Consider the following 20,660-nt stretch of genomic DNA (forward strand, 5'->3'; position numbering starts at 1 on the left):
CTGCCTAACGGCTGCCCAGGCGAACGGCGGGCGGCGCGGCCACGCCCCGGACGGGACGAACCTAACCGCCGAAACCCTGCGCTTCCTTGTGGTAAACCCACCTAGGCCCCGAAGCCTAGAGTCGCCAGTCACGCAGGGTGAAGGCAAGAATTAGTTTACCCCAGTCTCGAGCGCCCTGGCGCACGTCTGCGCGGCGGCGCAACATGGGCTATCGTGGCACCCTGACCGCGACCGACAACCGACTTCCAGGACTCTCCCGATGAAGCACCGCATCCTGCAGATCGCCTCCATCACGCCCGCCGTCGACGCCCGCCTGGCGCGCGACTACGACATCGCCCCACTGTGGAAGCAGGCCGACCCCGCCGCCTTCCTGGCCAAGCACGGCGCCGGGTTCGAAGGCATCGCGATCCACGTGCGCGACGCCTGTGGCGCCGACATCCTGAACGCCCTTCCCAATGCCCGCGTCATCGCCAACTTCGGCGTGGGCTACGACAAGATCGACGTCGAGACCGCCAAGCGCCAGGGCATGCAGATCAGCAACACGCCCGAAGTGCTGGACGGCTGCGTCGCCGACCTGGCCATGGGCCTGGCGATCGACGTGGCGCGCGGCATTTCCGTCACGACCCGCTTCGTGCGGGCCGGCGGCTGGAAAACCGGCCAGCGCCCGCTGATGACACGCGTGCACGGCAAGAACATGGGCCTGCTGGGCTTCGGCGGCATCGGCCAGGCCATCGGCCGGCGCGCCGCCGGCTTCGACATGGACGTGCGCTACCACACGCGCCGGCCGGTCGCGGGCACCCCGTACCGGCACGAGCCCTCGCTGGTGGAACTGGCCCGGTGGGCCGATTTCCTGGTGGTGGCCTGCCCCGGCGGCGCCGCCACCCGCCACCTGGTGAACGCCGAAGTCATGGAGGCGCTGGGCCCGCAGGGCATCCTGGTCAACATCGCGCGCGGCAGCGTGGTCGACGAAGCCGCGCTGGTCCGGGCCTTGCAGGAAGGCCGGCTGGGCGGCGCGGGCCTGGACGTGTTCGAAAACGAGCCCGACGTGCCCCAGGCCCTGCTGGAGATGGACAACGTAGTGGCCGTCTCGCACATCGCCGGCTTCACCCGCGAATCGCGGGCGGACATGGAAGCCCGCGTGTGCGACAACCTGGATGCGTATTTCCGGACGGGGCAGGTGCTGAATCCGGTCTGAACAGCCTCCCGATCCCGCCCGCAACCGCCGCTAGACCGACGCCCCCGAGAACTTCACCACCTCGGACCACTTACGGCTTTCTTCCTGGACCTTGCGGGCGTACTCGGCCGCGCCGCCCAGCAGTGGCTCGGCGCCTTCGATGCCCAGCTTGGACTGGAATTCGGGCGTGGACGCCGCCTTCAGGATCTCGGCGCCAAGCTGCGCCACGTCCGCCTGCGGCACGCCCTTGGGAGCCAGGATGCCGTAGGTCAGCGTGCTTTCGAAACCCGCCAGCGCGGAAACGCCGGATTCGGCCACGGTCGGCACGTCCGGCAGCAGCGCCAGCCGCTTCGCGCTGGTGACGGCCAGGGCCCGCAGCTTGCCGGCCTTGACCAGCGCCATGGCGGCCGGGATCACGCTGAAACTGAAATCCACCTGGCCGCCGGCCACATCCGCCAGCGCCGGCGCCGTGCCCTTGTACGGCGCATGGACGGCGCGCGCGCCCAGCGCGTGCAGGAACATTTCCGCCGTCAGGTGGCCGCCCGTGCCGGCGCCGCTGGACGCATAGGACAGGTCGGCATTCTTGGCCTTCAGCGCATCGGTCAGTTGCGCGACGCTCTTGACGGGCGAGGCCGCCGGCACGACCAGCAGCAGCGCCGACGACGCGAACATCGCGACCGGCTGCAGGTCGGTGGAGGCGTTGAACGACAGGTTCTTGTACAGCGCGGGATTGATGGCGATCGTGCCCGTATGCCCGAGCAGGAAGGTATTGCTGTCGGCCGCGGCGCGCACCACCAGTTCCGTGCCGAGGTTGCCGCCGGCGCCCGGAAAACGGTGCGGGAGGTGGAAGTGGCCATGTCGGGAAGGTGCGTGGAAATCAAGGCGCAAGCATAGCCGATCGACTTCGGGCGCTCAGACGGCGGAAACCCCTACGGCGAGGGCAGCCATATCAAAACGGCATAACAGCTGTCCATGGAACGCGGTATCGGCCAGCGCCGCGCCCGACCACAATGCTCTTCCAGGCAGGACGACACTGCCGGATCATCAGGAGACGCCATGGACCGCCATCATCGCCCGCCCCCGCGCGGGCTCCTTTCCCCGTTGCTGCTAGCGCTCGCCACCCTCCTGGCCCCGCTGGCGGCGTGGCCGCAGGCCTTCCCGCAGAAGCCGGTCAAGATCGTCGTCGGCTTCGGCCCGGGCGGGCTGGGCGATACCGTGGTGCGTACCCTGGCGCAGAAAATGGCCGAATCCATGGGTCAGAGCGTAGTGGTCGAAAACGCCCCCGGCGCCGGCGGCATCACGGCCGCGTCCATGGTGGCCCGTGCCGCCCCGGACGGTTACACCCTGCTGCTGGTCAGCGGGCAGAACGCGTTCAGCCCTTATCTGTTCAAGTCGCTGCCCTACGATCCGGTCGAGAGCTTCTCGATGATCTCCACCATCGGTACCTTCCACTTCCTGCTGGTGGCCGACAAGGACAGTCCGCTCAAGACCGTCGACGACGTCGTCGGCGCCGCCCGCCGGGATCCGGCGCACTTCAACATTGGCACGATCAGCGTCGGCAGCGCCCAGCATCTTTCCGCGCGCCTGTTCGCGACGATGGCGGGACTGGACGTGCCCATCGTCCCGTTCAAGTCCACCGGCGACGTCATCGCCGCGCTGCGCGGCCGCAATGTGCAGGTGGCGATGGAAACCGTCACGGGCGTGCTGGGCCAGATCCGCGGCGGGTCGCTGCGAGCCATCGCGACCACGGCGCCCGCGCGGATAGGGTTCCTGCCCGACGTGCCCACCATCGCCGAAAGCGGCAACCCGGCCCTGGCCAGGTATGAATCCGATTCGTGGAACGGCATCGTCGCCCCCGCCGGCACGCCGCCCGCGATCGTGCAGAAGCTCAACCAGGAGATCGGCAAGGCCCTGCAGGCGCCGGACGTGCGCCAGCGCTTCATCGCGCTGGGCATAGAGCCGCGCGCCAGCACGCCGGAGGCGCTCAAGGAGGTCTTCCGCAAGGACGCCGCCAAGTGGCGGGTCGTCATCGAAGAAGCAGGCATCGAGAAGCAATGAAACCCGACCAGGCAAACGGAAACGTCATGACCCACCGCAGCACGGCGCCTTCGGCGCCGCAGGAAACGACCGCCGCCATCACCGAGGCGGAAAGACGAACGAGGATAGACCTGGCCGCGTGCTACCGGCTGATCGACCTGTTCGGCATGAGCGACATGATCCTCAATCACATCTCGGCGCGGGTCCCGGGCGACGACGAGCACTTCCTGATCAATCCGTTCGGCATGATGTACGAGGAGATCACCGCGTCCTGCCTGATCAAGGTCGACCTGGCCGGCAAGGTGATCCACAACCCCAATGCGCAGTACACGATCAACCTGCCCGGCTACGTGATCCACAGCGCGATCCATGGCGCGCGCCCGGACGTGGCCTGCGTCCTGCATACCCACACGCCGGCGGGCATGGCGGTCTCGGCCCTGGAATGCGGCCTGTTGCCGCTGAACCAGACCGCGATGCGCTTCGCCGGCGGCGTGGGCTACCACGACTTCGAAGGCGTGGCGGTGGACGTGGACGAGCGCCGGCGGCTGGCCGCCAACCTGGCCGACCGCGACGTCATGATCCTGCGCAATCACGGACTGCTGGCCGTGGGCAGGACCGTGGCCGAGGCCTTCGTCAACATGCAGCGGCTCGAACGGGCATGCCAGACACAGTTGCTGACGCTGTCGGCCGGCAGCCCGCTGCACATGCCGGCGCCGGCCGTGACCGAGCGCGCCTATCAGCAGTTGCGCCACGCGCCCACGCCCAATCCGGACGGCACCCATCCCCCCCACGGCGAACGCGAGTGGCCGGCCCTGCTGCGGATGCTGGACCGACGCGATACGAGCTACCGCGATTGACCCCGGGAGAGCCCACGATGAAACACCGCATCCTGCAGATCGGCCCCATCACCGCCCCCGCCGACGAGCGGCTGGCGCGCGACTACGACGTCACCCCGCTGTGGAAGCAGTCCGATCGCGCCGCCTTCCTGGCCGAGCACGGCCCCGCGTTCGAAGGCATCGCGATCCACGTGCGCGACGCCTGCGGCGCCGACATCCTGAACGCCGTGCCCAATGTCCGCGTCATCGCCAACTTCGGCGTGGGCTACGACAAGATCGACGTCGAAACCGCCAGGCGCCTGGGCATGCAGGTCAGCAATACCCCGCGCGTCCTGGACGGCTGCGTCGCCGACCTGGCCATGGGCCTGGCGATCGACGTGGCGCGCGGCATTTCCGTCACGACCCGCTTCGTGCGGGCCGGCGGCTGGAAGACCGGCCAGCGCCCGCTGATGACCCGCGTGCATGGCAAGAACATGGGCCTGCTGGGCTTCGGCGGCATCGGCCAGGCCGTCGCGCGCCGCGCGGCCGGCTTCGACATGGTGGTGCGCTATCACACGCGCCGGCCGGTCGCGGGCAGCCCGCACGAGCACGAGCCCTCGCTGGTGGAACTGGCCCGGTGGGCCGATTTCCTGGTGGTGGCCTGCCCCGGCGGCCCTGCCACCCGCCACCTGGTCGACGCGGAAGTGCTGGATGCGCTGGGCCCGCGAGGTATCCTGGTCAACATCGCGCGCGGCAGCGTGGTCGACGAAGCCGCGCTGGTCCGGGCCTTGCAGGAAGGCCGGCTGGGCGGCGCGGGCCTGGACGTGTTCGAGAAAGAGCCCGACGTGCCCCAGCCCCTGCTGGACATGGACCAGGTCGTGGCGCTCTCGCACATCGCCGGCTTCACGCGCGAGTCGCGCGCCGACATGGAACGGCTGGTGTGCGACAACCTGGACGCCTACTTCCGCGGCGGACAGGTCCTGACCCCGGTCTGAACGCCCCACGGAGCCATCGACCATGCCCCGCTTCGCCGCCAATCTCTCGATGCTCTATCCCGACCGCCCCTTCCTGGAGCGGTTCGGCTGCGCGATGCGGGACGGGTTCACGGCGGTCGAGTTCTTCTTTCCCTACGGCCATGCCAAAGCGGAGCTGGCGGCCCGGCTGCGCGATCACGGGCTGCGCCTGGTGTTCTTCAACGCCACGCCCAGGTCGCACCCGGATGAACGCGGAATCGCCTGCCTGCCCGACCGGCGCCGCGAATTCCGCGACAGCTTCCTACATGCGCTCGACTACGCGTCGGCGCTCGATTGCGACAACCTCCACGTCATGCCCGGCCGGATCCCTGCGCAGGCGGATCTCCCGGCCTTGCACGCCACCTACGTCGAGAACCTGGCCTGGGCCGCGGACCTGGCCGCGCGCGACCGGCGCACGGTACTGATCGAGCCGATCAACCCTGGCGACGTGCCGGGCTTTTTCCTGACCCGCCAGGATCAGGCCCATGGGATCGTCCGCGAAGTGGGCTCGCCCCACCTGAAGATCCAGATGGATCTCTATCACTGCCAGATCGTGGAAGGCGGCCTGGCCGCCCGGCTGCGCCGCTACCTGCCCACCGGGCACGTCGGCCACGTGCAGATCGCGGGCGTGCCGGACCGGCACGAGCCGGATACCGGCGAGATCAACTATCCCTATCTGTTCGGGCTGCTGGACGAACTGGGTTATGACGGCTGGGTCGGCTGCGAATACCACCCCCGGCTGGGCGCGCAGCCGGGCGGCACGTCGGCGGGGCTGGCGTGGCTGCGCCGGGCTCGCGCCGCTACATGCGCAGGCCCAGCACCAGCTCGCGCATGATGTCCTGCATGGCCTGCTGGGTGCGCGTGGCGGGGCGCTGCGCGCTGACCGCCAGCGCCAGCTTGCTGCGCAGGCGCGGCTTGACGATGGGTACCGCGCGGAACACCTCCTCGCGGCCCGACGTGCGAACGGCATTGACCGACAGCACCGCGCCTCCCACGCCCTCGGCCACGAGGTCGAGCATGGCGGCCACACCGTCTATTTCCATGGCGATGCGCGGATGCAGCCCGATGTTGGCCAGTTCCGCCTCGACCAGCATGCGTATGGTGTTGGGCCGGGTCGGGATCACCAAGGGCTCGTCGGCCAGCTCGCGCACGCTGATCGACTTGCGCGCCCGCCCCTGGCGGCGGGTGACCAGGTAGAAGTCCTCCTCCAGCAGCACGACGCTGTCGATGTCCGGTGACGGTGCCGGGTTGTACAACAGCGCGATGTCCAGCCGGCCGCTCAGCAGCGACTCCTGCAGCCCGGTGGAAAGGCTCTCGGATATGGACAGCGCCGCCTCGGGCAGCCGCGCGCGCACGGCGCGGGTCAAGGGCACGGTCAGCATCTTGGCGAAGCGGGGCGGCAGGCCGATCGCCACCCGGCCGGCCAGGGCCCCGCGCAACCGTCCCAGCTCCTCTCGGGTGCGCGCCACCTGGTGCAGGATGCCCCGTCCGTGCTCCAGCAGCATCTGTCCCGCCTCGGTGGGCACCACTCCGCGCCCGGTGCGCCTGAGCAGGCTTTGCCCCAGTTCGATCTCGAGCTGGCGCACCTGCCGGCTGAGCGCGGGCTGGGCGATGCCGAGCGCGATGGACGCCCGCGTGAAACCGCCCAGCTCGGCCACGCTGACGAAATATTCGAGTTGCTTGAGGTCCACGGCGAGTTGGCTGGCCCCGCAGCCTAGGCCGCGTCGGCCGGCTCTTCCCAGGCGTCCTGCCCGGCGCCTTCCAGGTGGGCCACGTCGCCCCAGCTCTCCACCCGCCAGCGGGCGCCGTCGATCAGCAGGCGGTTGATGCTGACGTTGTGCAGCGTGTGCCGGCGCTCGGCGCGCAGCGACAATCCCTCGGCATGCCTGTAGGCGGTGTCCAGCACGCCGCTGTGGGTGAACACCAGTACGCGCTCGCCTTTGTGGGCGGCGGCGATGCGGTCCAGCGTGGCCACCACGCGATGATGGAACTGGCGCAGCGATTCGCCGCCGTCCAGTTCGTAGTCGGGATGCCGTTCGCGCACGGCCACCGCGGCCTGCGGGTGGCGCTCGGCCAGTTCGTCGAAGCTGAGCCCTTCGAAGACGCCGTATTTGCGTTCGCGCAGGCCGGCATCGAGCCGCACTTCCAGTCCCAGCTTGCCCGCGGTGGGACGGGCGGTATCGTGGGCCCGCGCCAGGTCGCTGCTATAGATGGCATGCACGCGGTCGCGCCCGGGCCGGAACCGGGCGGCGACCTGCTCGGCCTGGGCGCGGCCGAGCGCATTCAGGCCGATGTCGAGCGTCCCCTGCACCCGGCGCAACCGGTTCCATTCGGTCTCGCCGTGCCGGATCAGCCAGAGCTCAGTCATTGGGCGCGATCCGGCGCGGCGCCAGGGCCGGATTCAGCGTGTAGGTGCCCGTGATGGCCGCCTGCCCCAGCACGTGCTTGTCGATCGCGCGGCGCACGTCGGTCCCGCCGAACTTGCCGTCGACGTCGACCCTGGGCACGTCCAGCGCATACACGGTGAACACGTAGTGGTGGATGATGGAGTCGTTCCACGGCGGGCACGGGCCGTCGTAGCCGTAGTAATCGCCGCTCATGTCGTGGTCGGCGGCGAACCACCCGGTGTAGTCGTTGACGCCCTGGCGGGTGTCGCCGGGAGCCATCGGGCCGGCCTTGCCGCGCGGCGTCACGCCGTTGCAGAACTCGCCTTCCTCGATTTCGGTCTTGCCCGCGGGCACGTCCACCAGTACCCAGTGGAAAAAGTCCACGCGCGGCAGATCGGCCGGCACCTGCTTGCCGGCCTGGTTGACGTCGTCGCCCTTGCTGGGCACGTCGTAGTCGTGGCAGATGATCGCGAACGATTGCGTGCCGGCGGGCACGTCGTCCCAGGCCAGATGGGGATTGACGTTGTCGGACAGCGTCACCTGCGTCTTGGGATCGATCTTGCCGAAGGCATAACGCGCCGGGATGGGTTCGCCATCCATGAAGGAATTGCTCCAGAGCTTCATCGCGATACTCCTAAAAATCGTCTACCTGGCATGGTGTGCCAAAGGCGGCGCGGGGCGGGATGGTTCGCGCCGGCCCGGAAAGCGACTCCGGTCCCTCATCGTACCGTGACGCGCGCGAACTTTCGTTTACCAACTTGTACGACGTAGGTGCCGGCGTCCAGCTTCAGGCCCTTGTCCTCGACCTTGGCCGCATCGATGCGCACGCCTCCTTGTTCGATGTTGCGCTGCGCCTCGGAGGCCGAGGCACAGAGCCCCGCCTCGCGCAGCACCTGGAGGATGCCCAGCGGCGCGCCCGCGATCGAGACCTCGGGCATCTGGTCGGGAATGGCCTTCTGCTTGAAGCGAGCCTCGAAGTCCGCCAGGGCCTGTTCGGCGGCGGCGGCCGAATGAAAACGTGTAACGATTTCCTGGGCCAGCATCACCTTGATGTCGCGCGGATTGCGGCCGGCCTCGGCCTCGCGCTTCAAGCCGGCGATCTCTTCCAGCGACCGGAACGACAGCAGCTCGTAGTAGCGCCACATCAGCGTGTCGGAGATCGACATGAGCTTGCCGAACATCGACTCGGGCGCCTCGGAAATGCCGATGTAGTTGTTCTTGGACTTGGACATCTTCTCGACGCCGTCCGTCCCTTCCAGGAGCGGCATCGTCAGGATGCACTGGGGCTCCTGGCCGTATTCCTTCTGCAGCTCGCGCCCCACCAGCAGGTTGAATTTCTGGTCGGTGCCGCCCAGTTCCAGGTCCGCCTTCAGCGCCACCGAGTCGTAGCCCTGCATCAGGGGATACAGGAACTCGTGGACCGAGATGGGCACGCCGCCCTTGAAGCGCTTGGTGAAATCCTCGCGCTCCAGCATGCGGGCCACGGTGTAGCGCGAGGCGAGCTGGATCATGCCGCGCGCGCCCAGCGGGTCGCACCATTCCGAGTTGTAGCGGACTTCGGTGCGGGCCGGGTCCAGCACCAGGCTGGCCTGGGCGTAGTAGGTCTTGGCGTTGGCCTCGATCTGCTCGCGCGTCAGCGGCGGGCGGGTGGCGTTGCGGCCGCTGGGGTCGCCGATCATCGAGGTGAAGTCGCCGATCAGGAAGATGACCGTGTGGCCCAGTTCCTGCAACTGGCGCATCTTGTTCAGGACGACCGTATGGCCCAGGTGGATGTCGGGCGCGGTGGGATCCAGGCCGAGCTTGATGCGCAGCGGCACGCCGGTGGCCCGGCTGCGGGCCAGCTTGCGCGCGAATTCGGCCTCGACCAGCAGTTCGTCGCAGCCGCGCCGCACGATCGCCAGGTCCCGCTCGACCTCCGGTGTAACCGGATATGTCGCCGCCGCCCCGGGCGTGCCAGAGGGGAGGGATACGGACGAGTCGGGTTTCGTTTCGGTCATGGCGCGGACAGCTCTGGAAAGTGTGTCAAGTGTAAACAATCGTATTGGCAGGCCAGGGGGAGTTTCTATATACTCGGCCCGTTTCGGCGACATCCCGTTGTTACAAATATGAAGGCGCGGGTTCGGTTCATGAATCGAGCCCAGCGACGCTATTTGTGCTTCGCAACAAAGTTGCGGCAATACAACGGGGCCCGAGACACGCCGCGCTCCGGACCCGCACTCCGAAGCAATTCTAGCCCAACCGACCCCAGGGGCCAGGCCGCATGAATCGTAAGTTTTCCGGCATCGCCGGCGCGATGCTCAAGCGCATCGCCGCAGCGGTGCAACAAACCCTCTCCCGCATCACCTCCCATCCCGCCACCCTGACCATCACCTCGTCGCCGCTGAAACGCCGCATCGTCATCGGCACCGGCGCCGCCGGCCTGTTCGTGACCGCCGCCGCCATCGGCGTCGCGCCGCTGGCGCCGGACGCCTCGACCCTGCCCACGACCCGCATCGTCGAGTCGCTGGCCCTGCCGGACCTGTCCGAACAGGTCGCCGAGCAGGAGGCCAAGGCGCCGGACTTCATCCGCGAAGAACGGGTCCAGCGCGGCGACTCGGTCGCCACGCTGCTGAACCGCCTGGGCGTGGACGATCCCGAGCTCGAGCGCTTCATCCGCACCTCGCCGGACGCCCGCAGCTTCTACCAGCTCTACCCCGGCCGCGTGGTCCAGGCTTCCACCGACGCGCTAGGCGAAGTCCGCTGGCTGCGCTACATCCATACCCCGGGCGCGGAGTCCGGCGACAAGGTCGTCTCGCGCATGCTGCAGATCGAACGCTCCGCGCAAGGCCTGTCGGCCCGCGACGTGCAGCTGGACACCGAGCGCGAGACCCGCATCGCCCACGGCGAGATCTACAGCTCGCTGTTCGGCGCCACCGATGCCGCCGACATCCCCGACAGCGTCGCCACCCAGATCGCCGAGATCCTGTCGGGCGACATCGACTTCCACCGCGACCTGCGCCGCGGCGACCATTTCAACGTGGTCTACGAAACCTATACGCACCAGGGCAACTACGTGCGGGCCGGCAAGGTCATCGCGCTGGAATTCGTCAACAAGGGCACGCCCTACCAGGCCGTCTGGTTCGACCAGCAGCCCGGCGTCAGCGGCGGCTACTACACCTTCGACGGCAAGAGCCTGCGCAAGGCCTTCCTGCGCGCGCCCATGGAGTTCACCCGGGTCACTTCCGGTTTCTCGCGCCGCTTCCACCCCATCCTGAAAACCTGGCGCGAGCACAAGGGCGTGGACTACGGCGCGCCCACCGGCACGCCCATCCGCAGCACCGCCGACGGCACTATCGACTTCATCGGCAAGCAGAACGGCTACGGCAACGTGGTCGTGGTCCGCCACCACGGCCAGTATTCCACGCTGTATGCCCACATGAGCGCGTTCGCGCCGGGCCTGTCCAAGGGCTCCCGCGTCAGCCAGGGCCAGTTCATCGGCCGCGTCGGCTCGACCGGCTGGGCCACCGGCCCGCACCTGCACTACGAGTTCCGCATCGCCGGCAAGCCGGTCGATCCGCTCACCGTCGCCCTGCCGCAGGCCCCCGAGCTCAGCGCCCGCGGCCTGGCGCTGTTCAAGCAGCAGACCGATCCCCTGCGCCACCAGATGTCGCTGCTCGCCCAGCTGAAGGACTACAGCATGCCGGCGGGCGACATGTCGCTGGCCGCCCAATAAGGCCGTCCGCCATGGCCGAACCGTACATCGGCCTGATGTCCGGAACGAGCCTGGACGGCGTGGATGGCGTGGCCGCCGTGTTCGACGGCGGCCGGCCCCGCATCCTCGCGCATGCCGACGTCGCCATGCCGCCGGCCTTGCGGGCGGAGTTGCTGGCTCTGAACACGCCGGGCCCGGACGAGATCCACAGGATGTCGCAAGCCGGCATGGCCCTGGCGGACCTCTATGCGCAGGTCGTCTCCGAACTGCTGGCCCGGACCGGCCTGGACGCCGCGCGGGTTCGCGCGATCGGCGCCCACGGGCAGACCGTCCGCCACCGTCCCGATGCCGGCTACACCGTGCAATTGAACGCCCCCGCCCGCCTGGCCGAACTGTCCGGCATCGCGGTCGTGGCCGACCTGCGCAGTCGCGACCTGGCCGCGGGCGGGCATGGCGCCCCGCTGGCGCCGGCCTTCCACGCGGCGATATTCGGCACCGACCGGCCGCGCGCCGTGGTCAACCTGGGCGGCATCGCCAACGTCACGCTGTTGTCGCCCGCCGGCGTGGTGGGCTACGACACCGGCCCGGCCAACCTGCTGCTGGACGCCTGGTGCGCCCGGCATACGGGCCGGGACTACGACGAAGACGGCCGCTACGCCGCCTCCGGCACCATGCGGCCAGACCTGCTGGCGGAACTCATTGCCTCCGAACCGTGGCTGGCGGCCCCGCCGCCCAAATCCACCGGACGCGACCTGTTCAACACGTCATGGCTGGACCAGCGCCTGCAGGCCTGGCAGGCCCGCCACGGCGTATTGGCCGCGGCCGACGTGCAGGCCACGCTGCAAGCCCTGACGGTCGAAACCGTCTCGCGCGAGATACGCCGCCAGCTTCCCGCCTGCGAGCAGGTGTGGGTCTGCGGTGGCGGCGCACGCAACGGCGGCCTGATGCGGGCCCTGGCCGACGCGTTGCCCTGCCCCGTCGCACCCAGCGACGACGCGGGCGTGCCTGCCCAGCAGATGGAGGCCCTGGCCTTCGCCTGGCTGGCCCATCGCCATGTCGCCGGCCTGTCCGGCAACCTGCCCGCCGTGACCGGCGCGGCCGGTCCCCGCGTGCTGGGCGCCTATTATCCTGCGTAGGGCGACGACACCGGACGGCCTGGTGCGCGCTGAAACCGCGCAGGGTCAGCCCCGCTTGCTTTCCAGCAGTTCCCAGCGCTCGAGCTTGGCCATCAGTTCGTCCTCGATCGCCGCCAGGCGCTGCTGGATGGCGGTCGCGCCGGCCGGATCGTCGCGATAGATCAATCCGTCGGCCAGTTTCCCGTTCAGTTCCTGCTGCTCGGCCTCCAGCGCGGCGATGGCGTCGGGCAGGCCCTCCAGTTCCTTCGCTTCCCAGGAACTCAGGCGCGAACGGCCGGGCTTGGCGGGAGCGGCTCTCTCCGGCGCGGGAGCGGCTGGTTCGTCGCGGGCGGCCTCGCGCGCGGGCTTGGCCGCGGCCGACCTGGCTTCCTCGGCCCTGGCGCGCTGCGTCGCCCAATCGTCGTAGCCGCCCACGTAGTCGCGCCAGCGCGCATCCCCTTCGTAGGCGATGGTCTGCGTCACGACGTTGTCCAGGAACATGCGATCGTGGCTGACCAGGAAGACCGTACCCAAGTAGTCCTGCAGCAGTTCCTCCAGCAGTTCCAGCGTCTCGATGTCGAGATCGTTGGTGGGTTCGTCCAGCACCAGCACGTTGGCCGGCCGCGCGAACAATCGCGCCAGCAGCAGCCTCGCGCGCTCGCCGCCGGACAGGCTCTTGACCGGCGAGCGGGCACGCTCGGGCGCGAACAGGAAGTCGCCCAGGTAGCTCATCACGTGCTTGCGCTGGCCGTTGATCTCTATCCACTCGCTGCCCGGGCTGATGACGTCGGCCAGGGCCATGTCCTCGTCCAGCTGGCTGCGCATCTGGTCGAAGTAGGCCACCGACAGATTGGTGCCCTGCCTGACCGAACCCGTGTCGGGGGCCAGTTCGCCCAGGATGAGCTTGAGCAGCGTGGTCTTGCCCGCGCCGTTCGGTCCGATCAGGCCGATACGGTCGCCGCGCATGACCGTGGTCGAGAACGAGCGGATGACGGCCTTGTCGCCGAACGACTTCGACACATCGGTCAGTTCGGCCACCAGCTTGCCCGAACGCTGTCCCTCGGCCACGTCGATGCTGACCTTGCCCATGCGCTCGCGGCGCTCGGCCCGCTGCAGGCGCAGCTGCTCCAGCCGCTTGACCCGGCCGACGCTGCGCGTGCGGCGCGCCTCGACGCCCTTGCGTATCCACACTTCCTCCTGGGCCAGGAGCTTGTCGAAACGCGCCTGCTCCAGCCGTTCGGCCTCCAGCATCTCGGCCTTGCGCATCTGGTAGGTGGAGAAGGATCCCGGAAAGCTGGAGAGCTCGCCGCGGTCGAGTTCGACGATGCGAGTGGCGACGGCGTCCAGGAAGCGGCGGTCGTGGGTGATGAAGACAATGCTGCCGGGAAAGGCCTTCAACAATTCCTCGAGCCAGGCAATGGCCTGGAAATCCAGGTGGTTGGTGGGCTCGTCCAGCAGCAACAGATCAGGATCGCCCAGCAGCGCCCGGGCCAGCGCCACGCGCTTGCGCGTACCGCCCGACAATCCGGCCACCGGCGCATCGGCGGGCAGGTTCAGCCGGGCCAGCGTGGCCTCGACCCGCGCCTGCACCGTCCAGCCGTCGTGCGCCTCCAGCTCCGCCTGCAGGGATTGCAGCCGGGCCAGGAGCGCGTCGTGGTCCGCTCCGCCGGCCGTTTCCGCCAGTTCGTGGGTTAGGCGCTGGTAGGCACGCAAGAGGTCGCGCCCCTTGGCCAGGCCCTCGCTGACGGCGTCGAACACCGTGCCCGATTCGTCGAATACCGGCTCCTGTTCCACCGTGGCGACCTTCAGGCCGTCCTGGCGCGAGATGAGGCCGTCGTCGGGCAGGGAGCGGCCATCCAGCAGCTTGAGCAGCGAGGACTTGCCGGTGCCGTTGCGGCCGATCAGCCCCACCCGCTCGCCCGCCTCCACCGAGAAGCTGGCACGGTGCAAAAGAGGGACGTGGCCGTAGGCCAGTTCGATGTCGGTCAGAGCGATGAGAGCCATGAAGCACGCCGGGCGGACCGGTCAGGAGCGAAAACGAAAAAAGCGCCCTGGCTTGCGCGAGGGCGCCCTGGAAGAAAGGACGGAAAGGCGCGGCCCCTGTGGGCCCCCGCCTTATACCGAGAACGACGACCCGCAGCCGCAGGTGGACGTGGCGTTCGGGTTCTTGATGACGAATTGCGCGCCTTCCAGGCCTTCCTTGTAGTCGATCTCGGCACCGACCAGGTACTGGAAGCTCATGGAATCGATCAGCAGTTGCACGCCGTTCTTGTCCAGTTGCGTATCGTCTTCGTTGACGTCTTCGTCGAAGGTGAAGCCGTACTGGAAGCCGGAACAGCCGCCGCCCTGCACGAAGACGCGCAGCTTGAGCGCCGGATTGCCTTCTTCATCGATCAGCTCCTTGACCTTGGCGGCCGCCGCATCGGTGAAGACGAGACCCATCGGCGGGGCCTCGAGGCTGGCTTGTTCGACTGCTGCGTTCATGACTGCTCCTTGCCTGCGCGTAGGCGCGGCCCGTGCCGCACATGCGCTGTAAATCATCTGGTTAATGGGTAATTCAACCGCTATTGGCGCTTGATTTCAACCCTGGCGCCGCCAGGGACACTACAGCCGGCGGCCACACCCGTTAGATGCGGGCGCACCGCCAAGGTTCAAGCCCGCGGCCTCAGGCCGGCAGGTTGACGGTGCTTTGCGAGCGCACCACGCCTCCCTCGACCACGCGCACCGTGACGCTGCGCACCACGAAGCCGGCCGGGACCGCGAGCGATCCCTCGGCGCGCTGATACTGCCGGAACCGCACGGCCAGCGGGTCGGCGGCCGGCCGGGCCGCGACCGGGGCGCCGTCCCCTGCAAGCGCGTCGGTCGGGACCGAGAACGGATGCAGGTCTATCGTGGTGGCGGCGCCCGCGCGCACGCCGGACGCCGAGAATTGCAAGCGCCCGCTGAACTCGCCCGAGGGGCGCCCGCCGCGCATCAGGAGCACCCGATAGCGCAGCAGTTCGCCCTGCCGCTCCAGTTCCGCGGAACGGATATTGACCTGGGCCTGGCGCGGATCCATGGGAATGAGCTGGTCGAAAAAGGCCAGGTCATTGCGCATGTCGCCCATTTCCTTCTGCGCGGCCCGCAAATCGGCCGCGAGCTGGTCCTTGGCGGCACGCTCGATCTCCAGGCGGCTTTCCGCGGCGGCCAGGCTGCCCTGCAAGCGCTCGTTGTCGGCGATCAGCCGCTGGTGCTCGGCGCGCAATTGCGCCAGTTCGGATGCCGAGACCTGCGGCCCGCCGAAGATTCGGCGTGCCGACTCGTACAGCCCCGTTCCCAGGGCAGCGCCCAGCGCCAGCAGCAATACCAGGACCACGATCCGCCACGGCGAGGCAGGGGGCAGTCCCGTCCCGTCGGCCCGCGCAGCCGGCCCCGCGCCGCGCCGCAGCCTGCGCGGCACGAGCGCCGGAAACAGCGGCCGCCGCTTCATCAGGGCAGCACCGCCACTTGGCCGAGCCCGGCGTCCTCGGGCAATCCGAACATCAGGTTCATGTTCTGCACGGCCTGGCCGGATGCGCCCTTGACCAGGTTGTCCTGCACCACCAGGACGACCAGCTGGTCGCCGTTGCCGGGCCGGTGCACGGCGATCCGGATCATGTTGGAGGCACGCACCGAGCGGGTCTCGGGCGTGCTGCCCGCGGGCATCACGTCGACGAACGGCTCATCGGCATAGCGCTGCTCGAACAGCTTCTGGAAATCGACGTCGCGCGCCTTCGGGTCGATGCGGGCGTAGATGGTCGAATGCATGCCGCGCACCATGGGCGTCAGGTGCGGCACGAAGGTCAGCCCTACCGGCCCGCCGTGCAGGGTCTGCAGGTGCTCGACGATCTCGGGATGGTGGCGATGGCCCGACACACCGTAGGCCTTGAAGTTGTCGCTGGCTTCCGAGAACAGGATGTGCAGCTCGGCCTTGCGCCCGGCACCGGTCACGCCCGATTTGCAATCGGCGATGAGCGTGGACGCGTCCACCAGCGGCGACGCCTTGGCCCGGCCCTCGAGCAGCGGCGCCAGGCCCAGCAGCACGGTGGTCGGGTAGCACCCGGGATTGCCCACGACCCGTGCGCCGCGGATCTTCTCGCGGTTCAGTTCGACCAGGCCGTAGACCGACTCGCGCAGCACGTCCGGGCAGGCGTGCGGCATCTTGTACCACTTCTCGAACGAGGCCAGGTCCTGCAGGCGGAAATCGGCGGCCAGGTCGATGATCTTGACGCCGGCGGCCAGGAGTTCCTGCGCCTGCGCCATGGCCACGCCATGGGGCGTCGCGAAGAACACCACGTCGCATTCGGTCAGCCTGGCCTTGTCGGGCGAGGAAAACGCCAGGTCCACCTTGCCGCGCAGGTTGGAGTACATGTCGGCCACCGGCATGCCGTCTTCCTTGCGCGAGGTGATCGCGGTCAGCTCCGCGTTCGGGTGCTGCGACAGCAGGCGCAGCAGTTCCACGCCGGTGTAGCCCGTGCCGCCGACGATACCTACCTTGATCTTGGCCATTGCAATCTCCTGGAGTCCCTTGCGCTTCCCGGCCCGGGAAAGCGGGACGGTGCCCTGCGACATGTGATGAATAAGAATACCCCACGCTCGGCAGCATCGATGTGACGCCCCTTCGGGCGAGCGCCGCTCAAAGCGAAAAAAAGGCCGCATCGCTGCGGCCTTTCTTGTCTCGCCCGCCGGCCGGAGCCGGAACGGGACGAGGGGGATCGAAGCCGATCAGCGCTTGCTGAACTGCTTGCGACGTCGCGCCTTGTGCAGACCGACCTTCTTGCGCTCGACCTCGCGGGCATCGCGAGTCACGAAGCCGGCTTGCGACAGCGCGGACTTGAGCGTCGCGTCGTAGTCGATCAGCGCGCGGGTGATGCCGTGGCGCACCGCGCCGGCCTGCCCGTTCACGCCACCACCGTGGACGTTGACGTGGAAGTCGAAGGTTTCCAGGTGGCCGGTCAGTTCCAGCGGCTGGCGAACGATCATGCGGCCGGTCTCGCGAGCGAAGTACTCGTCGACGGGCTTGCCGTTGACGGTGATCTTGCCCGAGCCTTTCTTCAGGAACACGCGCGCCACCGAGGTCTTGCGGCGGCCGGTTCCATAATTCCAGTTACCGATCATGCGCGGCTCCTCAGATGTCCAGCAGCTTGGGCTGCTGGGCGGTGTGCGGATGTTCGGATCCTGCGTACACCTTCAGCTTCTTGATCATGGCGTAGCCCAGGGGACCCTTGGGCAGCATGCCCTTGACGGCCTTCTGGATCGCACGACCAGGAAAACGCTGCTGCATCTTCAGGAACGTGGTTTCGGTGATACCGCCGGGATAGCCCGAGTGGCGGTAGTAGCGCTTGTCCTGCGCCTTGTTGCCGGTGACGACGATATCGGCGGCGTTGATGATGACGATGTAGTCGCCGGTATCGACGTGAGGCGTGAATTCAGGCTTGTGTTTACCGCGCAAACGGCGTGCGACTTCGCTGGCCACACGACCTAGGACTTTGCCCTTGGCGTCAATCACGTACCAGTCACGCGTCACTTCATGCGGTTTCGCAACGAAGGTTTTCATGATGATCTCTGTGACATATCTGGTGCCCGTAAAGCCCCCTACGGGCTTCCTGACGGCAGTCACCCCGATCCCGCCTCGGCATTGTGAACTGCAGGTACGGAAAAAGGGTAAGCAGAAGATGGTAACCCGGAATATCCCGCAAAGTCAAAGGCCATGCGCCGACCCACCCGCGGCCGCCATCCGGCCCCCGGTCCAGCTGTAACGATATCCGACGCCACCGCCCGCTTCCCCTGTGATGCCACGGCCGCGCTTCATGCTTTGATAAACATCCATACATAAGAAAAGATCCCGGCGCCACTTAAGGGCAGACACTAGGCCGTTCACAGTGCCTTATGGAGAACCGTCCGATGAAAACGATCAAGACGATGCTGGCCGCCGGAGCCGTGGCCGCGGGACTGGCCGCCTGCGCGGCGCCCCAGCGCGACACGTCCACCCAGCAGGCCTCGACGATATCGCCGCAGTCGGTTACCGACGATCAGCTGCAGCGCTTCGCCAACGCCGCCAGGAAAGTGAACGCGGTGTCGCCCGGAACCGGGGCGGCCGCCGCCACCACCGCGGGCGGCGAGCCCACCAACGCCACTTTCGACGAAGCCAATGGCCGCAAGGCGCAGGCTGTCTGGAGCGAAGGGCTGACCGTGCGGGAGTTCAACGCCATCAACGCAGCCGTCCAGCAGGATCCTGCCCTGATGCAGCGGTACGGCGCGCTGATGCAAGGCGCCGGCTCGACCGGCGGCAGCTATGGCGGCTCCACGGGTGGCGGCACGATGATGCGCTGATCCGAAAACAGGCAAAAAAAAGCCCGAAGCCTTGCGGCTTCGGGCTAATCCACCAAAGGAGGAGGGTGGAGGAGACACCGGTAGATGGGCTTTGCGGGGCTATCCGACGATGCCGAGGGGCCCGGGGCCGTGTCGACATACAAAGCGTCATCCGTTGAACCCATTATAGGGAAGCGGTTTGTGCGATGCAAGAAGTTTTTTTGACCTGTTCACCACCATGCGGTATCAATTTTCAACAGGCAAAATTCTTTTTATATCAACAAGTTAAGTCCTTTTTTAGCGCGGTTCTGCGCGCCCCTCCCCATCCTTTTCAGGCGACTCAGGCTTGCTCAGCCATGGATGCGGATGTGCTGTCGACATATTTTGATGCGAAGCAGCATGGTACGGGCAAAAAAAAGCCCGAAGCCTTGCGGCTTCGGGCTAATCCACCAAAGGAGGAGGGTGGAGGAGACACCGGTAGATGGGCTTTGCGGGGCAATCCGACGATGCCGAGGGGCCCGAGGCCGTGTCGACATACAAAGCGTCATCCGTTGGGTTAATTATAGAGAGATCTTTTGTGCGATGCAAGAACCCCTAAGGGTTGTTGCCTACGTACAAAAACCGATGTGGATGCCGATAAAAAACCCCTTACCAATCAATAAGTTATACACAAACCATCCCACCACTCCGCAACGTTGCGGAGAAAAAATCCGGCCCTGGAACAGCTCCGGCAGGGGGCGCGACCATTTGTCGCAGTTTTCGCCGCATCGCAACATGGCCGGAGCCGGCGACAACCGCGAAACCTGCCTCCCACCCGCTATCATCGTGCTGATCGTCAACTTTCTATCGCAGCACGAGGAATATCATGGAATGCATCGTAAGCTGGGGCGGCCCCCAGGGCATGCTGTTCACCGCCCAGACGGGCAGCGGACACGTCGCCGTCATGGATGGCGCGCCGGACGGCGGGGGCAACAACCTCGCGCCCCGGCCGATGGAACTGGTGCTGGCCGGAACAGGCGGCTGCACGGCCTACGACGTCGTCCTGATTCTGAAGCGCGGCCGCCATGCCGTGCGCGGCTGCACGGTGGCGCTCAAGGCCGAGCGGGCCGACACCGACCCCAAGGTCTTCACCAAGATCCATTTCGCCTTCACGGTAACGGGCAAGAACCTTCCGCCCGCGGCGGTCGAGCGTGCAGTGCAGCTTTCCCACGAAAAGTACTGCTCGGCCTCGGCCATGCTCGAAAAGACCGCGGAACTGACCTGGTCGGTGGAAATCGTCGAAGCCGACTGAAGCGCGTCAGAGGTAATACGCGGTGGAGGTCATGAGCCTGGACCCGCACCGCATCGCTGCCCGCACCGGAGCGGGCAGCTCGACGCCGCCACGCTGCTCCGCCGTCACCCGATGCTGGCGCTCGTCGGCGGCCATCCGTTCGACGATCGCGCGCGAACGCGCATCACTGGCCGGCAGCGTACCCAGGTGTCCGTCCAGATGGCGCTCCACCTGCCGCTCGGTTTCCGCCATGAAGCCCAGGTTCCAGGCCTCGCCCGCCTTGCCCGCCAGCATGCCCAGCCCGAAGGCCCCCGCATACCAGAACGGATTCAACAGGCTGGAATGCGAACGCAGCTCGCGCAGGCGGTCGTCCAGCCAGGCCAGGTGATCGGTCTCTTCGGCCGCCGCGTCCAGGAATACCTGGCGTGTCTCCGGCTTGTCGCAGACCAGCGCCTGGCCCCGGTACAGCGCCTGGGCGCACACCTCCCCCACATGATTGACCCGCATCAGGCCGGCCGCGTGCTTGCGCTCGGTTTCCGTCAACGCCGGGCCCGAAGCGTCCCCGGACGTCCCCTCGGCAGCGGCGGACAGGCGTCCCGCCGGATTCGGCCGCTGCGCCGACACCGACCCCGTCAGCACGCGCACGGCGCGATCCGCCTCGGACAGCACCCGGTCCAGCAGGGAAATACGGCGAAAGGATGCGGTTCCCGACATTGCGACCTCCGGTCCGGACATGGCCGGACAGCGACATGAACAGATTCCAGTATAGGCAATCCCCGATTCGTTGTTCTTGAACAACGTCCGGCGCGACGCAACCCCGTTGTCATT

At 67.6% G+C, this 20,660-nt stretch carries 21 protein-coding genes and 1 riboswitch; of the genes, 9 read left to right on the forward strand and 12 right to left on the reverse strand.

The features are described from left to right. Positions 1 to 6: 6 nt before the first annotated feature. Positions 7 to 142: riboswitch (ZMP/ZTP riboswitch) on the reverse strand. Positions 143 to 259: 117 nt separating this feature from the next. Then, positions 260 to 1,195, forward strand: coding sequence for a 2-hydroxyacid dehydrogenase (locus R4823_RS22925; RefSeq protein ID WP_338616163.1), 936 nt, complete (start codon positions 260 to 262; stop codon positions 1,193 to 1,195). A gap of 30 nt (positions 1,196 to 1,225) precedes the next feature. Here the strand turns inward: R4823_RS22925 and R4823_RS22930 are convergent, their stop codons facing one another. After that, positions 1,226 to 2,062: a tripartite tricarboxylate transporter substrate-binding protein gene (locus tag R4823_RS22930; protein ID WP_338616164.1), complete on the reverse strand. Its 837-nt coding sequence runs from the start codon at positions 2,060 to 2,062 to the stop codon at positions 1,226 to 1,228. A 168-nt stretch (positions 2,063 to 2,230) separates the two neighbouring features. Between R4823_RS22930 and R4823_RS22935 the strand changes: the two genes are divergently transcribed. Genes R4823_RS22935 through otnI form a run of 4 tightly spaced genes read left to right on the forward strand, consistent with a single transcriptional unit; the run spans position 2,231 to position 5,874 of the window. After that, a complete protein-coding gene (locus tag R4823_RS22935; protein WP_165963390.1) occupies positions 2,231 to 3,232 on the forward strand; it encodes a tripartite tricarboxylate transporter substrate binding protein in 1,002 nt (333 codons plus the stop codon). Positions 3,233 to 3,258: 26 nt separating this feature from the next. Then, positions 3,259 to 4,068 carry a class II aldolase/adducin family protein gene (locus R4823_RS22940; RefSeq protein ID WP_087841622.1) on the forward strand — a complete coding sequence of 270 codons (810 nt, stop codon included), beginning with the start codon at positions 3,259 to 3,261 and terminating at the stop codon, positions 4,066 to 4,068. A gap of 17 nt (positions 4,069 to 4,085) precedes the next feature. Next, a complete protein-coding gene (locus R4823_RS22945) occupies positions 4,086 to 5,021 on the forward strand; it encodes a 2-hydroxyacid dehydrogenase (protein ID WP_087841623.1) in 936 nt (311 codons plus the stop codon). A gap of 22 nt (positions 5,022 to 5,043) precedes the next feature. Beyond that, positions 5,044 to 5,874: a 2-oxo-tetronate isomerase gene (otnI, locus tag R4823_RS22950; protein WP_087841624.1), complete on the forward strand. Its 831-nt coding sequence runs from the start codon at positions 5,044 to 5,046 to the stop codon at positions 5,872 to 5,874. On the opposite strand, the gene R4823_RS22955 is transcribed toward otnI, so the two are convergent. The 4 genes from R4823_RS22955 to tyrS all read right to left on the reverse strand — a co-directional run bounded on the left by R4823_RS22955 (position 5,840) and on the right by tyrS (position 9,423). After that, entirely contained in the window at positions 5,840 to 6,730 is an 891-nt protein-coding gene (locus tag R4823_RS22955) for a LysR substrate-binding domain-containing protein (RefSeq protein ID WP_087841625.1), read from the reverse strand. The genes otnI and R4823_RS22955 overlap by 35 nt on opposite strands. 23 nt (positions 6,731 to 6,753) lie before the next feature. Beyond that, positions 6,754 to 7,407 (reverse strand): histidine phosphatase family protein, encoded by a 654-nt coding sequence (locus R4823_RS22960; protein ID WP_087841626.1) that lies wholly within the window; start codon positions 7,405 to 7,407, stop codon positions 6,754 to 6,756. Continuing rightward, positions 7,400 to 8,050 carry a YbhB/YbcL family Raf kinase inhibitor-like protein gene (locus tag R4823_RS22965; RefSeq protein ID WP_087841627.1) on the reverse strand — a complete coding sequence of 217 codons (651 nt, stop codon included), beginning with the start codon at positions 8,048 to 8,050 and terminating at the stop codon, positions 7,400 to 7,402. Before R4823_RS22965 ends, R4823_RS22960 begins: the two co-directional genes overlap by 8 nt. 95 nt (positions 8,051 to 8,145) lie before the next feature. Then, entirely contained in the window at positions 8,146 to 9,423 is a 1,278-nt protein-coding gene (gene tyrS, locus R4823_RS22970) for a tyrosine--tRNA ligase (protein ID WP_087841628.1), read from the reverse strand. A gap of 263 nt (positions 9,424 to 9,686) precedes the next feature. Here tyrS and R4823_RS22975 point away from each other — a divergent pair, with 263 nt between their 5' ends. Together R4823_RS22975 and R4823_RS22980 are read left to right on the forward strand one after the other, a co-directional pair. Continuing rightward, complete coding sequence (locus tag R4823_RS22975; protein ID WP_243724672.1) at positions 9,687 to 11,138, forward strand: M23 family metallopeptidase; 1,452 nt, start codon at positions 9,687 to 9,689, stop codon at positions 11,136 to 11,138. A gap of 11 nt (positions 11,139 to 11,149) precedes the next feature. Continuing rightward, the gene (locus tag R4823_RS22980) at positions 11,150 to 12,253 is read left to right on the forward strand and encodes an anhydro-N-acetylmuramic acid kinase (protein ID WP_132980568.1); all 1,104 of its coding nucleotides are present in this window, start codon (positions 11,150 to 11,152) and stop codon (positions 12,251 to 12,253) included. A 45-nt stretch (positions 12,254 to 12,298) separates the two neighbouring features. Here R4823_RS22980 and R4823_RS22985 read toward each other — a convergent pair whose 3' ends face one another. The 6 genes from R4823_RS22985 to rplM all read right to left on the reverse strand — a co-directional run bounded on the left by R4823_RS22985 (position 12,299) and on the right by rplM (position 17,807). After that, complete coding sequence (locus R4823_RS22985; RefSeq protein ID WP_338616166.1) at positions 12,299 to 14,236, reverse strand: ATP-binding cassette domain-containing protein; 1,938 nt, start codon at positions 14,234 to 14,236, stop codon at positions 12,299 to 12,301. A gap of 111 nt (positions 14,237 to 14,347) precedes the next feature. Beyond that, positions 14,348 to 14,716 (reverse strand): iron-sulfur cluster insertion protein ErpA, encoded by a 369-nt coding sequence (gene erpA, locus R4823_RS22990; RefSeq protein ID WP_087841632.1) that lies wholly within the window; start codon positions 14,714 to 14,716, stop codon positions 14,348 to 14,350. Between the two features lie 181 nt (positions 14,717 to 14,897). Continuing rightward, the gene (locus R4823_RS22995) at positions 14,898 to 15,701 is read right to left on the reverse strand and encodes a DUF6776 family protein (RefSeq protein WP_087841633.1); all 804 of its coding nucleotides are present in this window, start codon (positions 15,699 to 15,701) and stop codon (positions 14,898 to 14,900) included. Beyond that, positions 15,701 to 16,759: an N-acetyl-gamma-glutamyl-phosphate reductase gene (argC, locus tag R4823_RS23000; protein WP_165963337.1), complete on the reverse strand. Its 1,059-nt coding sequence runs from the start codon at positions 16,757 to 16,759 to the stop codon at positions 15,701 to 15,703. The genes R4823_RS22995 and argC overlap by 1 nt, the downstream gene beginning before the upstream one ends. Before the next feature lie 216 nt (positions 16,760 to 16,975). After that, the gene (gene rpsI / locus R4823_RS23005) at positions 16,976 to 17,368 is read right to left on the reverse strand and encodes a 30S ribosomal protein S9 (protein ID WP_087841635.1); all 393 of its coding nucleotides are present in this window, start codon (positions 17,366 to 17,368) and stop codon (positions 16,976 to 16,978) included. Between the two features lie 10 nt (positions 17,369 to 17,378). After that, positions 17,379 to 17,807 (reverse strand): 50S ribosomal protein L13, encoded by a 429-nt coding sequence (gene rplM, locus R4823_RS23010; protein WP_087841636.1) that lies wholly within the window; start codon positions 17,805 to 17,807, stop codon positions 17,379 to 17,381. Between the two features lie 347 nt (positions 17,808 to 18,154). On the opposite strand from rplM, the gene R4823_RS23015 reads away from it, so the two are divergent. After that, the gene (locus R4823_RS23015) at positions 18,155 to 18,583 is read left to right on the forward strand and encodes a DUF4168 domain-containing protein (protein WP_165963336.1); all 429 of its coding nucleotides are present in this window, start codon (positions 18,155 to 18,157) and stop codon (positions 18,581 to 18,583) included. 844 nt (positions 18,584 to 19,427) lie between these two features. Then, positions 19,428 to 19,853, forward strand: a complete 426-nt coding sequence (locus tag R4823_RS23020; RefSeq protein WP_087841638.1) for an OsmC family protein — start codon at positions 19,428 to 19,430, stop codon at positions 19,851 to 19,853. A 6-nt stretch (positions 19,854 to 19,859) separates the two neighbouring features. Here the strand turns inward: R4823_RS23020 and coq7 are convergent, their stop codons facing one another. Then, positions 19,860 to 20,546, reverse strand: coding sequence for a 2-polyprenyl-3-methyl-6-methoxy-1,4-benzoquinone monooxygenase (coq7, locus tag R4823_RS23025; protein WP_087841639.1), 687 nt, complete (start codon positions 20,544 to 20,546; stop codon positions 19,860 to 19,862). Positions 20,547 to 20,660: the final 114 nt, after the last annotated feature.

Source organism: Pigmentiphaga sp. CHJ604 (assembly GCF_036972535.1).
Lineage (GTDB): Bacteria > Pseudomonadota > Gammaproteobacteria > Burkholderiales > Burkholderiaceae_B > Pigmentiphaga > Pigmentiphaga daeguensis.